Here is a 13711-nt window from a genome sequence, read left to right on the forward strand (position 1 = left end):
CCGGGCTATCGTTCGGGAAGACTTTCTATATCTGTAATCCAATAAAATAATCTAACGTATATATAGAGCCCGGACAGTACCTGTTCGGGCTTTTTCATTTTAAAACTATTCAATATGATTGATTCATTACAAGAAAATGTGGCTATCATCCTGCCGGAAAACGGCTTGGAAGAAAAACTAGCTCAAGCCAATAAAGAAAACCGAAAACTCACCATCAAACTGGGCTTTGACCCTACAGCTCCGGATCTGCATCTGGGACATGCGGTGGTTTTAAAAAAGCTGAAACAGTTTCAGGATCTGGGGCATCAGATCGTTATTGTCGTAGGAAGTTTTACGGCCAGAATTGGTGATCCTACAGAAAAAATAAAGCCCGAAAACCTTTAAGTGCTGGAGATGTACAGCATAATGCCCAAACTTATATCAACAGCTTTCCAAAGTAATTGATGTAGAGAAGACAAAGATTGTTTTCAATTCTGACTGGCTGGATGCGCTGGATTTTTCAGAAGTTATTCAGCTGCTTTCAAAAGTGACTGTTGCTCAATTGATGCACCGCAATGATTTCAATAAAAGATTCACAGAAAATACACCTATTGCCATGCATGAACTGTTATACCCGATTCTTCAGGGGTTTGATTCTGTAAAAATTGAGTGTGACATCGAAATGGGTGGCACGGATCAGCTTTTCAACTGTACCATGGGAAGACAGAATTAACAGGTCGCTCCGCAGGAGCTATAATTTTAAAACAAATACTTCCTATTAACAGTCAGCTCCCATAGGAGCTGGGTTTGATCCCATCGGGATCTGCTGTTAGTAGAAAAATGAAGTCCCTATAAGAATAAAGCTCCCGGGAGCGACCTGCTAATCATGCTTTAATTTAATCGGACAGGAATGATTTTTTAAAACAAAAGCTAAAATTAAAAAACGCAAAAGTTCTCTACAACACAATAGTAACTTCCAGCTTTCCTCTTCCAGCTCCCAACCTTTAAATAAAAATCGGGAAAAGGGGCTTTTTTGAGTTAGTATAAGGATGGAGGATGGGAGCTGGAGGATGGAAGTTTTGTCAGACGATGAACTTATAAAGCTTTTTGATAGGAAATTTTTTTTCATTACTGTCCGATAAAAATATAAAAACATTGAAAACATCAATATTTACGGTATGAATTAACAGGTCGCTCCGCAGGAGCTATAATTTTAAAACAAATACTTCCTATTAACAGTCAGCTCCCATAGGAGCTGGGTTTGATCCCATCGGGATCTGCTGTTAGTAGAAAAAAATGAAGTCCCTATAAGAATAAAGCTCCCGGGAGTGACCTGCTAATCATGCTTTAATTTAATCGGACAGGAATGATTTTTTAAAACAAAAGCTAAAATTAAAAAACGCAAAAGTTCTCTACAACACAATAGTAACTTCCAGCTTCCCTCTTCCAGCTCCCAAACCTTTAAATAAAAATCGGGAAAAGGGGCTTTTTTGAGTTAGTATAAGGATGGAGGATGGGAGCTGGAGGATGGAAGTTTTGTCAGACGATGAACTTATAAAGCTTTTTGATAGGAAATTTTTTTTCATTACTGTCCGATAAAAAGTATAAAAACATTGAAAACATCAATAAAAAACGCAGAAGTTCTCTACAGCACAATAGTAACTTCCAGCTTCCCTCTTCCAGCTCCCAACCCTTAACCTTACATTATTCAACTTATTCATTTTGCCACACATGAAAGAAGAAATGGGACTAAAAATTGCATTAAAGTAAGAACTCTAATTTTTTTGAATATGAATCTTGACCTGCATTACAAACAAGCTGATGAAACTGATATTGATTTTCTTCTCAATCTCAGAATGAAAACCATGAATCCTCATTATGAAACTTCAGGGCTTTCTACGGACAGAGAAACGACAATGCAAAGAGTTCTGTATCAGTTTAAAAAAGCCAATATTATTTTTTTAGATAACCAGCCTATCGGACTGTTAAAACTAGACAGGACATTTACCAATATTGAAGTCCTGCAACTTCAGATTGATCCCAGCCAGCAAGGTAAAGGACTTGGAAAAAGGATTTTATCTGATATTTTAGAGGAAGCTTCTTTAGCAGGGAAAACAGTGTCATTAAGTGTCTTGAAAACCAATAAAGCCCAGCATCTTTATAAAAGTCTTGGGTTCAGAATCGTGGATGAAGATCAGTATTCTTATTTTATGGAAACGGAAAGGGAGTAATGGAAAACTATCTAAGTTTTGGATCCTAAAGCCGTTGAATGTTTCCTTTGATTTAAACACAAATCTCACAAATAAATGAGCACAAATAGCCACAATTATCTGTGAGATCTGAGAATTTGAGATTGCTTCACTACGTTCGCAATGACGGGTTACTCTGATTGGCCATCGTTACGTAGATTAATCTTCCGCCTTCTTCTGAAGACAAAAGTATCTTTTTACCATCGGTGAGTTCTACCATAGAACCTGGCGGGATTTCTTTTTGTTCTGTGACATCTTTCATTCCGGATAACCCTTGATTTACCAATACCCATTTTCCCTGATGGAATGTAAAATACCCTACAGGCATTTTATCCTGCATCGTCAGGTTTTCATTTCTTATGACCTTTCTGGAAACGTGCCATTTGAACAGATACTGATTATGATACACCATTAATCTGTGATTTTCCGGCTTCCATACCTCATCATCAAACTTAAAATATAAGTCTAAAACCGGTAATGTTCCCTGATGAGATGTTCCGCAGAACGGGCATTTTGGATTGCTGGTATTATCAAAGACATACCATTTTTCGGTACAATTGGAATTCTGACAAGGCTGAATCAGATCTACAGTTTTCAGCAAAGCAGTTTCCCATTCATTGGCCGTGGGACGTCTGATGGGATCATGTAATCCTTCTATAAATGTTTTCCGGAACAATTCTGAAATATAAGGACCTGTAACGGTATACGGAATTTTCTGAGGATCTCCCCAGAATGCATCCCATTTTCTGAGATGATCTGATTTTACATGATTGGAACTATTTTCCGGATGTTCTACAAACATGGCTTTTTCTCCCATGGATAAAATTTCGTCCTGCTCGGAATCGAGATCCCAGATTTCCCCTCCACGAAGCGGATGTCTTCTCAGCAGATACATATAAATCAGAACAGCAAGGGCATGCAGATCTGTTTTTTGATTGGGTAAATGTCTTTCCGGATCCTGAAGGCTTAAATGTTTTGTTTTCAACACTTCAGGAGCAATAAAATCTGCGGTTCCTATCACTTCCGGCGGAAAGAGTTTGGGAACCACAAGGCCGTCAATATCGATAATACAGGCAGATTTTGTCACGGGATCTACCAGAATATTATTGTAAGACAAATCGGAGTGTGCCAGCCCCATCTGATGGAGCTTTTTCACGCCTCTGCTGATATTAACTGCAATCTGGAAATAGCTCAGCCAATCTCCCAGTTCTGACTGATCCAGTCTCAACGGATACTGCTGATTTCTGAACATGGGAGCGGTAAACCACTTCCCCACTTTATCCTGTCCCTGGATATTATCTGAACCGATATATCCCTTGGCAAAATAAAATTTATTGTGATAAACCGGAACCACAATTCCTGTGAGTTTATTTCTCTCCACGATATCGTAAGGCCATCTGAAAATTTCGTTCAGAAAGTAGTCTGAAGTATTTCCATTCTGTATATTCTGCAGATACGTGGAAACAATCCTCATGATTCTTTCTTTCTGTCCTTCATCCAGCGGATTCCGGTAGAAAGCAACTACATATTCTTTATCAGGCGAAAAATAAACATCTTTCACTCCGCCCCTGATAGGGTTTTCATCTACATATTCATAGGATTTGGCTGTGTTCAGAACAGAAACAACTTTAATGGTCTTTTTCATGGTATTAATAGATTATGGCCAAGGTGCGGTCGTCGTGATTTCCTCTGCTCCAGAAATCGCTCCAGATTAAAAGTTCTTCATCAATTTTTTCATCGTTGATAAAATCAGCTTTTGCCCGGTCATCATTATTTCCGGCTAGGTCTTCAAAAAATAATTTCCAGCTTTCTGTGTCTCTCAGTTTATTTTCTGTGATAAATTTAGGATCATAAATACCGTCTGTCATCAGTACCAGATAAGAAAAATCTTCCACACACGTAATTCTAAAACGGGAAGCCATTTTATCATTAAAAATTTCTTTCATGGTGATAAAACGGGTACCTCCGCCAAATTCTCCGACATCCATTCGGTTTAAAAGTTTAACTTCAGAAAAGTCTGTATTGATCAGATTGATCGGGCAATCTCCTACTCCAAAACTCAGAATAACATAACCGAAACTGAACTTTTTAAGCAACGTAAAAATAAGTGTCGCATGCAGATCATTCACTGAAAGTGCATTGTCTGCTGCTGTTTTTTCTAATGTATGATAAACATGTACAACACTTTCCGATAAGATATGGATGATATTCTTCTTAGCTTCTGATTGTTCTTCACCGGAAGACTGACCCCTATGCAGAATATTGATATGATTTTCAATCTGGTTTAAAATCTCATGCGAACTGAAAAACTGATTGATCGTTGTTGTTGTCACTCTCGAACCTTCTCTTGCAGCATTAGCCGAGCCTGCTCCGTCTGAGACAGAAACAATATTCCAGCCATTGGAAAGAATATTTACAGCAAAATCATCTTCACGAAATTTCCCTTCATGAGCATGGGAACGTCCTCTTTTGGAAACGACAACAATTTTTTTATCTGAAAAAGAATCTTTGAATGCATCTTCATCCGATTTATAAAAAGCAGCATTTTTATCGCCTGGAATATTTTTCCATAAGTCTTTCGGATCTGCGTTGACAAACAGCTGTATTTTTTTGGTTTCCATTTGATTCTGATCATGGACGTGATAAAACTGAATGTCCAGATGATACATATTATTGGCAACCGGAGTTCCTGAGATTTTTCCGTTTTCAAAACTTAGTCCTGTTTCATTCAGGTTTCCGATTTTCTGAATCTTTATGTTGGGAAAGTCTTCCATATCGAAACTGAATTCATAGAACTGCTTTGCACTGGCATTTTTCAATACCCAATGAACCTCTTTGAATTCTTCTTTTTCTTTATAGATAAGAGCCTGTTCCATAGTCTTCGGTTTGGATTCAGCAGCTGATTTCCTGAAAAACTTGCCCATCATTAGCCCAGCGTTCTGTTAATATCAAATCCTCCACCGGAAAATCCATAATAATCCGAAGTTCCACACCATGGACATTTGCTGTATCCTTCTCCTCTCAGGCAATGAATTCCACCACATGAGCAGGTAGCCAATGCAATGGGATTCGCACAGTGAGGACATGAAGTTCCTCCATCCAGCTCTTCTATATTGATTTTAAGATGCATTTTCTGATTTGAGGAAAGCCTGTAGTAGGCTTTTTCATCAATTTTATAAGCTCCGTCCAATCTGTAATATCTTGTAGCCATTCCCGGTATGCTGGATTCTGCAAATGCTTTTTTAAATTTCATCAGATAAAGCTTTTCCGTTTCCTGGCATTTTCCGTTTAACACGACAAAGTTATTATCCGGGAATCTCTGTTCCATTTCAGGATCTACTTTTTCCAGAATAAGGGAGTCAATTTTGGATAGATTAATTCCTTCTTTTTTTGCTTCTGTTACACTCTGACTGGTTGTTTTAATAGAATCCGTTACCCATTTGAAAAACTCTTTATAAGAATTTTCATCAGAATTATTAAACAGTAAAACATTGTCTGCCAGAGAACTGAGAAGCTTATAATTGGTATTTCCCCCAATAGATACAGCAATCGTATTGGATTTTCCGTTGTATTTGCGAGTCCATCTTTCAATGGCTTTGGTAGCATCATCAGTGGGGACACCGTCTGTAAAAAGGAAGACGATAGGTTTCCAGTCGCCTTTTCTTTCGTAGGTTGTTTTTACGATATCCCTGTCGATACAATCCATCACTTTGATTAAGCCCTGAGAAAGTGACGTTCCGCTTCCGATGGGAATTTTTGGAGGATAAAAGCTGATAATATCCTGCATCGGAGTAATTACCTCAGCTTCTCCTGCAAAACCTATCACAGAAATATAAACGGTTTCCAGGGAATAGGGATCTTTTTTTAATTCCCTGATGATATTGGCGATACCTTCCTGTACCTGCTCAATAGGCTCTCCTACCATAGATTCGGAGATATCTACTAAAAAATAAATGGGCAGTCTTCTCATGATCTAAAGACAATTTTTTAAATAATAATAGTAAGCTCCGATGGCGGCGGAGGTAGTGTGATATTTTCTCCCGTATTCTGTGACTGTCCTCCCTGTGTAATGGAAGAGCTCACCCATTTGAAAAAGGAAGAAAGGGTAATAGCGTCTGTAGTATCAAGCTTTACGACATGATCCGTCAGTTCTTTTAAAAACTGCTCATCCGCTTTCGGGCCTGCTGCACATCCTACGATGGCGCCAAATTCCAGTCCTCTGATCACAGGGATCATCTGCCTATACTTTTGAATATCCGAAGGTTTTCCATCCGTAAAAATAAACAGTAAGGGTTGCCAGTCGCCTTTTGCATCGGCCGATTCTTTTACAATTTCTTTTTGAACCAGTTCGGAAACCATTTCCAGAGCAGCCCCTGTATGGGTTGGCCCACTATCCGGACAGGTAATTTCCATGGGATAAAAACTCGCCAGATCTGTTAATGGTATAATATTCTTAACCTCTCTATCGAAGGTAATGACACTTAAATGCAGACTGTCGATCGCCTGCGGATCTGCCCGAAGCATACTGATAAGGCCATTGAATCCATTATTCAAAGCCTGAATAGGTTCTCCGTTCATAGAACCTGAAGTATCTAATAAAAAATAAGCTAATAATCTCCTGCTCATTATAGATAAGTATTAATTCTGAAGCCGGCGGAGGAAGTCGGAGACTTCCAAGCCGGCTTTTATGTGAGTTGAAAAAATTTGAGAATCTAGTTGGAATAAGCGTATTGCTGCTTCAGAATATCGATAAAGTTATCTGTATTGTGCGGCTCTCCCACAGCACGGAATTTCCAGTCTCCATTGTGACGGTATGCTTCTGCAAAGACCATAGCACATTTACCATTCATACTTGAATCGCCGGAGAGGCTGTATTTTGTGATTTCTTTTCCTGAAGCATCTACCGCACGGATAAATGCATTTTCGATCATTCCGAAGTGCTGGTTATTCGTTCTTCCCTGATAAATGGTAACAATGAATACAATTTTCTGATAGCTCTGATCCAGCTGGTCCAGTTTCACAATAATCTGCTCATCATCACCATCACCTGCTCCCGTTCTGTTGTCTCCCGTAAGCCATACATTCCCGCTTGGGTGCTGCATAGAATTGAAGAAAACCACATCTCCCTGATATAACCCCATCTGTCTTCCGTCATTAGTCTGTACCGTTCTTCCCAGATTGGCTACTTTTCCGTTGCCGTCTAAAAGAAATGCTACTGCATCCAGGTCATATTCGGCTTCTTTACTGAAGAGTTTCCCAAAGAATCCACTGCCTTGTTTTCTTACGTCCCATCCTAATCCGATGGTTACTTTTGAAAGATCATAAACATTTTCTCCGCGGTCGTTCTTTCTTAAATCTATCGTTTGTCCTTTCTGTAAATTGATTGCCATAGTTATCGTTTTTGTGTATTTGATGATTTTATTTGATGATTTGTCCCTTGTAATATTTTTCAAGGAAGAAACCTAAGTCTGCCCTGTATCCTATTCCTGAAGCTTCAAACTTCCAGCTTCCGTTTCTTTTGTACAGTCTTCCAAACTCCACTCCTGTTTCAATAGAGAAATCTTCGTCCAGTTCATATTTTGCAATTTCCTGGCTGGAATGATTATCTACCACTCTGATATAAGAGTTTCTCACCTGTCCGAAATTCTGCCTTCTTCTTTCAAAATCTTCGATGGTTACCACGAAAAGAATCTCTTCCACTCTTGGATCTACTTTATCAAGGTCAATAATAATTGCTTCATCATCATCACCATCACTGTTTTTACCACTCGGATCATCCCCTGTATGAGTAAGTGCTCCGTCCGGAGAATTCAGGTTATTGTAAAAAACAAAGTATTCTTCGCTTACTAATTTTCTGTCAGAATCAATCATGATTGCAGAAGCATCAAGGTCAAAATCGTAGCCGGTTCCTTCATTCGGATCCCAGCCTAACCCAATCGTCATTTTAGTCAATCCTATCTCAATTTTTTGCCCTTTCTGTAGATTAATTGCCATAGTGTTTTATATTATGATTATTTTTTGCATTAAGATAGAAGTGATTTACGAATTGACCAAATTTATTATCGAAAAAATGTTCAATACCGCTTAATTTAAAACTATTTAAGTCACAAAATGGCCATAAAAAAAGGTCCAATTAAAAAATTGAACCTTGTATTATATAAAAATGTATTTAATTAATTTTCGAATTCTTTATCGGATACTGCTTTACTTCTTGCCTTTGCCAGCATAGGAATGGAAATTAATCCCATTACCAGCATAATCACAATCTGCAGCGGTAAAGAAATAAAGGAATAGGTAAGTCCCATTTCACCTCCGAAATCTGCGCTTTTTCCTATAGAGATAAAGAGTGCCATGAAGCCATACTTCATCGCAAGGTTATACGCTCCGATTCCTCCACTGGCAGGAATAATCATTCCCAGTGTTCCCACTACAATAATGAAAAACCCGTCTGCAAAAGTAAATGCTGAGGTTTCAGGAAGGGCAAAGCACACCAGGTAAGCAGCAAAATAATAGCATATCCAGATTCCTAATGTATAAAGAATGAATTTTCCTTTTTCTTTTAATTTAAAGATAGAAGTTATCCCTTGAAAAATACCATCAATAAAGCTAACCACTTTCCCTAGAAATGGAACTTCAGAAAGTTTCTTTTTAAATACAAAAAATAAGATTGTTCCTACAACCAGAACTGAAAGAATCAATATTATTTTAGTAGAGTTGATATTTACTCCAGAATTTTTATAAAATGACAGAATGGCATCATATTTAAACAATAAAGTCAATCCTAAAAATCCCATCATACAGATAAGATCTACTACTCTTTCCAGAATAATAGTTCCGAAAGATTTATCCACAGGTACTTTTTCCACTCCATATAAAGCGGTAGCTCTTGCCACTTCCCCACTTCTTGGAATGGTAAGATTCATCAGATATCCAAATGATATGGACCAAAGCGCATTGGAATTTGAAATTCTGTGTCCCATCGGCTCCAGCATCAGATTCCAGCGGATTGCTCTGAACCAGTAAGCAAGAAGCCCGAATACGGATGCAAACAGCACCCAAAGATAATTAGCTTTTGCCAACGATTTTTGAATCACTTTAAAATCCAGCCCTCTTAAGGCGAGCCATAAAAAAAAGCCTGCAAAAGCAAGCGATATTACTATTGTAAGTATTGACTTTATGGGACTTTTTGATGTTTTCTCCATGTATTATGTAAGAAGGTTTGTTTTTTCATCCGGAAAAACGATTTTCGGCTGAAAGTCTTTTGCTTCTTCCGGAGTCATCTGTGCATAAGCAATAACGATGATGATATCATCTTTCTGTACTTTTCTTGCAGCAGGCCCGTTCAGACACACTTCCCCTGATTTTCTTTTCCCTTTGATAACGTAAGTATCAAAACGCTCTCCGTTGTTTACATTCACGATATAGACCCTTTCTCCCACTACCAGACCGGCAGCTTCTATAAGATCTTCATCTATCGTTATACTCCCTATATAATTAAGGTCAGAGGCTGTTACTCTCACCCTGTGAATCTTAGACTTGAAAACTTCTATTAACATGCTGCAAATTTATTAATAAAAATTAATAAAACAGACCTTTACTATCATTTTAAAACTCCCACAAACACAGGGGTTTAATTTTACAAAATACAAGAAATCTGAAAATTGATTATAAATTTAATAATCATATGGTCAAAAAAATTAATTGTTTACACTCAATTTAGGATTTAATAAATAAAGGAAATAATATTAGCTTTTTGCTAAAGTCAATAAACATAAGCATTTGGCATGATTTTAGTAACCCGTAACGTAGATTTTCTGTGAAAAGTGGAATTATCATATTTTAACTGATTTCACCAAAAAGTAAAAAAATTTTACAAGTTTTAATAAAAAAATTGCACAATTAGAAAATAGTATTATATTTGCTATAATTACGAACTAACTTTAATATTAAAAATTATGAACAAGTCTGAATTAATCGACGCAATCGCAAAAGATGCAGGTATCACTAAAGTTGCAGCTAAAGCTGCTTTAGAATCTTTCATTGGTAACGTAACTACTACTTTAAAGAAAAAAGACGGAAAAGTTTCTTTAGTAGGTTTCGGTACTTTCTCAGTAGCTGAGAGAGCGGCTAGACAAGGTATTAACCCTGCAACTAAAAAACCGATCAAAATTGCTGCTAAAAAAGTTGCTAAATTCAAGGCTGGAGCTGATTTATCAAATGCAGTTTCAGGTGCTAAGAAAAAATAATCATTCAGATTACAAAAATTCAAGAGCTGTTTCTAAGAAACAGCTCTTTTTATTTTAATTACACACAATAAAATAAGCGGGCTAAGCCCGCTTCTATTGATCTGGCACCCATGATGTGTTTGAAAATATATTTATTCAATAGGGACGGGCTTTAGCCCGTTCAAATAAATATTATTTCCGATGGCTTTAGCCAAAGCTTAAAAAGTATCTATATTAAACATTTTATGCATCATTCTTTTAACATGGCTAGTTTTCATAAACAAATAGCGGGCTGAAGCCCGCTTCTATTGATATTACGTTTATATTTTCAGCATGCCAGTATCATATTTAAAAAAACAAATCACTAACATCTAATTTCTAGCTTCTAATTTCTCATTACGGTGCCAGTCTTGAAATCTTCCAATCCAGATCTTCAAGCTGATAAATAATCCTGTCATGAAGACGGTTGGGTCTTCCCTGCCAGAATTCAATTTCATAAGGTCTTGCAAGATACCCACCCCAATTGGCAGGTCTTGAAACTTCAGTATTTTCAAATTCTTTTTCCAGCTCTTTTAATTTTTCTTCCAGAAATTCTCTGTTGGGAATCACCTGGCTCTGCGGGGATACAGCAGCTCCCAATTGGCTTCCTTTAGGCCTTGAATGAAAATATCCATCACTCAGGTTTTCTGCCACTTTTTCAAGATCAGCTTTGATCATAATCTGCCTTTCAAGATTAGGCCAGAAAAAATGCAGACAAGCTTTATGATTGTTTTCTATTGCTTTTCCTTTTCTGCTGTTATAATTGGTATAAAAAATAAACCCTTCATGGGTATATGCTTTCAAAAGCACCATTCTCGTTCTTGGACACCCATCTTCTTCTACTGTAGAAACTGCCATGGCATTAGCTTCCGAGATCATCGGACTTTCACTTGCCTCCAAAAACCAGTCTCTGAACTGCTCAATTGGATTTTGTTTTATCTCACTTTCAATAAGTTGGGATTTCTCATACACTTTTCTTTTGTCGTGCAGGTTTTCCATAAATATTTTTTATTAAATTTGAGTATGAATCACTCATACAAAGGTAAAATATTAATCTCGACACCTGACATTTCCGGCGATATTTTTTCACGATCGGTTGTATTGGTTATTGAACATAATGAAAGTGGTGCATTTGGTTTGATATTGAATAAAAAGAACAGCCAGATGAGTGGCAAGTTCAAAGATTTTTTTGACTTTAAAATTGAGGTATATGATGGTGGACCTGTGGAAAATGATAAGGTATTTTTCATTGTAAAAGGCAAAAGGGTTACTGAAATTTATACAGATATCACTGATGAATACTACCTTACAGAGGATATAGAACGTATCATTAATGCTGTTTTAAGCAGTGAGCTGGACATTGAACATATCAAAATATTTTCAGGATATTCCGGGTGGTCGCCTAATCAGCTGGATACTGAGGTTCAAAGGAAAATGTGGACCGTAGTGGACGTTTATAATCTTGATTATACGCTTCCCAATGACCAGACCCTTTGGAAATCTATTATGCAGAATCTTGGGGGAGAATTTCTTCTTTGGGCCAATTCACCTGAAGACATTTCGTTAAACTAACCCTATGTTTTTCGTATCTGCCTGATAATTAACAAACTTTAAGATTCCTTTAACCAATTTTAAAGAAAGTTTTTACGTTCTTTGGAAAACTAAAATCACTGATATGAAAGGTAGTACATTACTTGCTTTATCAATATTTTCTACAGCGTTTTTATCATTTACTCCTATCAACAAAAAATACATTGTCATTGATGCCGGGCATGGCGGAAATGATTTTGGGGCTATTCATGGTGAAATTCTGGAAAAAAATATTGCTTTAAGCATTGCTAAGGAAATCCGGAAGATCAATGAAAGCAAGGACAAATATGAAATCATTCTAACCAGGGATGCGGACAGCAGCCCTAGTCTCTCCGAGAGAACAGATCAGATCAACAGACTTAATCCTGAAATGGTTATTTCCCTACACGTTAACAGTTCTCCGCAAAAGGAAAGATCTGACAACGGATTTGAGGTTTACGTTCAGAATTCTGATTTTTCAAAGGAGCTGGCTGGAAAAATTTATAAGAAATTCAATGCCCGTAAAATATCGGAGAGCAATCTGTATATTCTAAGAGAAACCCATTCGCCTGCTGTACTGGTAGAACTCGGATTTATCAATAATTCAGAAAACAGAAATTATATCACGAGTGAAAAAGGGCAAAAAGAAATCGCACAGAAATTTGTTGAAATCATCAACGAATATTAAACAAAGAAACAATTTCTGATTTATTCAGAATAAAACCCGGTAAAGGACTTTTGGAACTTTGTTGTTTACCGGGTTTGTCAATTTTTATTGATTAAAACTTTCTCTCCAGCTTTCCACCAATCCTGAGAAACGGGAAGTTTCAAAAGTCTTATTTCTTATTTTACCTACATAAAATATACCTTTCTCTTCAGAAATCATTAAAATTTCTTCAGCTTTCTGAGATTCAAATGCGATAATCTCGTTTTCCTGGATATCGGCAAGATTATTTTTATGTAAAAAAGTAACAAAATTTTCCATTAAGGGCGAGATATAAGCTCCTTCGGTCTGTTTTGGCACTTTGATTACGTCACCTTCTAAAAAGAGAAGGTTTCCGGCAGTAGTGCGCGCAATTCTTTTGTTTGGATTCAGAAGAATCACGTCGTCAAGGTCATTTTCCTGAGCATAGATCGCTCCGTAGATATTTTCCGGACTGTGAACCCTGATATTACTCAAAAGGTTGTTATTAACGTTAATTTCTTTAATCAAATCCAGTTCCAGCGGTCTTTGATGAACAGCCAGCACATCGGTCATTTCCGTTACTTCATAAAAGTAGGAAACAGAAGATTTTGCCAATGTTATTCCGTCATTATTTCTGAAGACCTGGAAATTGATAATTCCGTTATGTACTCCTTTACCAATGATATCTTTCTGAAAAAGTGTCTGGAAAAACTCCAGGGTGTACGTCAAAGGAATATTCAGCCTCATCTTTCTCATGGAGGCCATCAGGAAAAAATAGCATTCTTCGTCCATGATCAATCCTCCATTTCTTACAAAGAAAGAAACTTTCACTGAGTCTCCCCAAAGGAAGGCTCTGTTCTTTACATTTAACTCGTCTGATGTAAAATATTGATTTTCCAATTTTTGATGTGATTTATTTACAAAAAAATAATGAACGATAAATCGTTCATCAGTTTTATCATTTA

The 13711-nt window shown here is 37.1% G+C and carries 16 protein-coding genes; 6 read left to right on the forward strand and 10 right to left on the reverse strand.

What is annotated here, in order from left to right; genetic code table 11:
* Nucleotides 1-114: 114 nt before the first annotated feature.
* The 3 genes from ACP3T3_RS10260 (at nucleotide 115) to ACP3T3_RS10270 (ending at nucleotide 2210) form a co-directional block, all read left to right on the forward strand.
* Nucleotides 115-384 (forward strand): hypothetical protein, encoded by a 270-nt coding sequence (locus ACP3T3_RS10260; protein WP_426479774.1) that lies wholly within the window; start codon nucleotides 115-117, stop codon nucleotides 382-384.
* A 97-nt stretch (nucleotides 385-481) separates the two neighbouring features.
* A complete protein-coding gene (locus ACP3T3_RS10265) occupies nucleotides 482-712 on the forward strand; it encodes a hypothetical protein (RefSeq protein ID WP_426479964.1) in 231 nt (76 codons plus the stop codon).
* 1057 nt (nucleotides 713-1769) lie between these two features.
* Nucleotides 1770-2210: a GNAT family N-acetyltransferase gene (locus tag ACP3T3_RS10270; protein WP_426479775.1), complete on the forward strand. Its 441-nt coding sequence runs from the start codon at nucleotides 1770-1772 to the stop codon at nucleotides 2208-2210.
* Nucleotides 2211-2340: 130 nt separating this feature from the next.
* Here ACP3T3_RS10270 and ACP3T3_RS10275 read toward each other — a convergent pair whose 3' ends face one another.
* From ACP3T3_RS10275 to panD, 8 genes are all read right to left on the reverse strand, one after another.
* Complete coding sequence (locus ACP3T3_RS10275; RefSeq protein ID WP_426479776.1) at nucleotides 2341-3873, reverse strand: helix-hairpin-helix domain-containing protein; 1533 nt, start codon at nucleotides 3871-3873, stop codon at nucleotides 2341-2343.
* A gap of 4 nt (nucleotides 3874-3877) precedes the next feature.
* Nucleotides 3878-5155: a PP2C family serine/threonine-protein phosphatase gene (locus ACP3T3_RS10280; RefSeq protein ID WP_426479777.1), complete on the reverse strand. Its 1278-nt coding sequence runs from the start codon at nucleotides 5153-5155 to the stop codon at nucleotides 3878-3880.
* Nucleotides 5155-6198: a TerY-C metal binding domain-containing protein gene (locus tag ACP3T3_RS10285; protein WP_426479778.1), complete on the reverse strand. Its 1044-nt coding sequence runs from the start codon at nucleotides 6196-6198 to the stop codon at nucleotides 5155-5157. Before ACP3T3_RS10285 ends, ACP3T3_RS10280 begins: the two co-directional genes overlap by 1 nt.
* A 17-nt stretch (nucleotides 6199-6215) precedes the next feature.
* Nucleotides 6216-6854, reverse strand: a complete 639-nt coding sequence (locus ACP3T3_RS10290; RefSeq protein WP_426479779.1) for a vWA domain-containing protein — start codon at nucleotides 6852-6854, stop codon at nucleotides 6216-6218.
* Nucleotides 6855-6940: 86 nt separating this feature from the next.
* Nucleotides 6941-7618 carry a TerD family protein gene (locus ACP3T3_RS10295; protein ID WP_426479780.1) on the reverse strand — a complete coding sequence of 226 codons (678 nt, stop codon included), beginning with the start codon at nucleotides 7616-7618 and terminating at the stop codon, nucleotides 6941-6943.
* Between the two features lie 28 nt (nucleotides 7619-7646).
* Nucleotides 7647-8222: a TerD family protein gene (locus ACP3T3_RS10300; protein ID WP_426479781.1), complete on the reverse strand. Its 576-nt coding sequence runs from the start codon at nucleotides 8220-8222 to the stop codon at nucleotides 7647-7649.
* 179 nt (nucleotides 8223-8401) lie between these two features.
* The gene (locus tag ACP3T3_RS10305) at nucleotides 8402-9430 is read right to left on the reverse strand and encodes a lysylphosphatidylglycerol synthase transmembrane domain-containing protein (RefSeq protein ID WP_426479782.1); all 1029 of its coding nucleotides are present in this window, start codon (nucleotides 9428-9430) and stop codon (nucleotides 8402-8404) included.
* A gap of 3 nt (nucleotides 9431-9433) precedes the next feature.
* The gene (gene panD, locus ACP3T3_RS10310; protein ID WP_047386679.1) at nucleotides 9434-9784 is read right to left on the reverse strand and encodes an aspartate 1-decarboxylase; all 351 of its coding nucleotides are present in this window, start codon (nucleotides 9782-9784) and stop codon (nucleotides 9434-9436) included.
* Nucleotides 9785-10183: 399 nt separating this feature from the next.
* Between panD and ACP3T3_RS10315 the strand changes: the two genes are divergently transcribed.
* A complete protein-coding gene (locus ACP3T3_RS10315) occupies nucleotides 10184-10474 on the forward strand; it encodes an HU family DNA-binding protein (protein WP_002976900.1) in 291 nt (96 codons plus the stop codon).
* A gap of 375 nt (nucleotides 10475-10849) precedes the next feature.
* Here the strand turns inward: ACP3T3_RS10315 and pdxH are convergent, their stop codons facing one another.
* Nucleotides 10850-11491 (reverse strand): pyridoxamine 5'-phosphate oxidase, encoded by a 642-nt coding sequence (gene pdxH / locus ACP3T3_RS10320; RefSeq protein WP_426479783.1) that lies wholly within the window; start codon nucleotides 11489-11491, stop codon nucleotides 10850-10852.
* Between the two features lie 24 nt (nucleotides 11492-11515).
* On the opposite strand from pdxH, the gene ACP3T3_RS10325 reads away from it, so the two are divergent.
* Together ACP3T3_RS10325 and ACP3T3_RS10330 are read left to right on the forward strand one after the other, a co-directional pair.
* Nucleotides 11516-12064, forward strand: coding sequence for a YqgE/AlgH family protein (locus ACP3T3_RS10325; RefSeq protein WP_426479784.1), 549 nt, complete (start codon nucleotides 11516-11518; stop codon nucleotides 12062-12064).
* A gap of 103 nt (nucleotides 12065-12167) precedes the next feature.
* Complete coding sequence (locus tag ACP3T3_RS10330; protein WP_426479785.1) at nucleotides 12168-12749, forward strand: N-acetylmuramoyl-L-alanine amidase family protein; 582 nt, start codon at nucleotides 12168-12170, stop codon at nucleotides 12747-12749.
* 84 nt (nucleotides 12750-12833) lie between these two features.
* On the opposite strand, the gene ACP3T3_RS10335 is transcribed toward ACP3T3_RS10330, so the two are convergent.
* Nucleotides 12834-13646: an aminotransferase class IV gene (locus ACP3T3_RS10335; protein ID WP_426479786.1), complete on the reverse strand. Its 813-nt coding sequence runs from the start codon at nucleotides 13644-13646 to the stop codon at nucleotides 12834-12836.
* Between the last annotated feature and the right edge of the window lie 65 nt (nucleotides 13647-13711).

This window comes from Chryseobacterium sp. CBSDS_008 (assembly GCF_049959325.1).
GTDB lineage: Bacteria > Bacteroidota > Bacteroidia > Flavobacteriales > Weeksellaceae > Chryseobacterium.

Bases quoted from the DNA above. Each gene is read 5' to 3' on its own strand.
- ACP3T3_RS10260 (WP_426479774.1), top strand. From the start codon at position 115: ATGATTGATTCATTACAAGAAAATGTGGCTATCATCCTGCCGGAAAAC.
- ACP3T3_RS10270 (WP_426479775.1), top strand. From the start codon at position 1,770: ATGAATCTTGACCTGCATTACAAACAAGCTGATGAAACTGATATTGAT.
- ACP3T3_RS10275 (WP_426479776.1), bottom strand. From the start codon at position 3,873: ATGAAAAAGACCATTAAAGTTGTTTCTGTTCTGAACACAGCCAAATCC.
- ACP3T3_RS10280 (WP_426479777.1), bottom strand. From the start codon at position 5,155: ATGATGGGCAAGTTTTTCAGGAAATCAGCTGCTGAATCCAAACCGAAG.
- ACP3T3_RS10285 (WP_426479778.1), bottom strand. From the start codon at position 6,198: ATGAGAAGACTGCCCATTTATTTTTTAGTAGATATCTCCGAATCTATG.
- ACP3T3_RS10290 (WP_426479779.1), bottom strand. From the start codon at position 6,854: ATGAGCAGGAGATTATTAGCTTATTTTTTATTAGATACTTCAGGTTCT.
- ACP3T3_RS10295 (WP_426479780.1), bottom strand. From the start codon at position 7,618: ATGGCAATCAATTTACAGAAAGGACAAACGATAGATTTAAGAAAGAAC.
- ACP3T3_RS10300 (WP_426479781.1), bottom strand. From the start codon at position 8,222: ATGGCAATTAATCTACAGAAAGGGCAAAAAATTGAGATAGGATTGACT.
- ACP3T3_RS10305 (WP_426479782.1), bottom strand. From the start codon at position 9,430: ATGGAGAAAACATCAAAAAGTCCCATAAAGTCAATACTTACAATAGTA.
- panD (WP_047386679.1), bottom strand. From the start codon at position 9,784: ATGTTAATAGAAGTTTTCAAGTCTAAGATTCACAGGGTGAGAGTAACA.
- ACP3T3_RS10315 (WP_002976900.1), top strand. From the start codon at position 10,184: ATGAACAAGTCTGAATTAATCGACGCAATCGCAAAAGATGCAGGTATC.
- pdxH (WP_426479783.1), bottom strand. From the start codon at position 11,491: ATGGAAAACCTGCACGACAAAAGAAAAGTGTATGAGAAATCCCAACTT.
- ACP3T3_RS10325 (WP_426479784.1), top strand. From the start codon at position 11,516: ATGAATCACTCATACAAAGGTAAAATATTAATCTCGACACCTGACATT.
- ACP3T3_RS10330 (WP_426479785.1), top strand. From the start codon at position 12,168: ATGAAAGGTAGTACATTACTTGCTTTATCAATATTTTCTACAGCGTTT.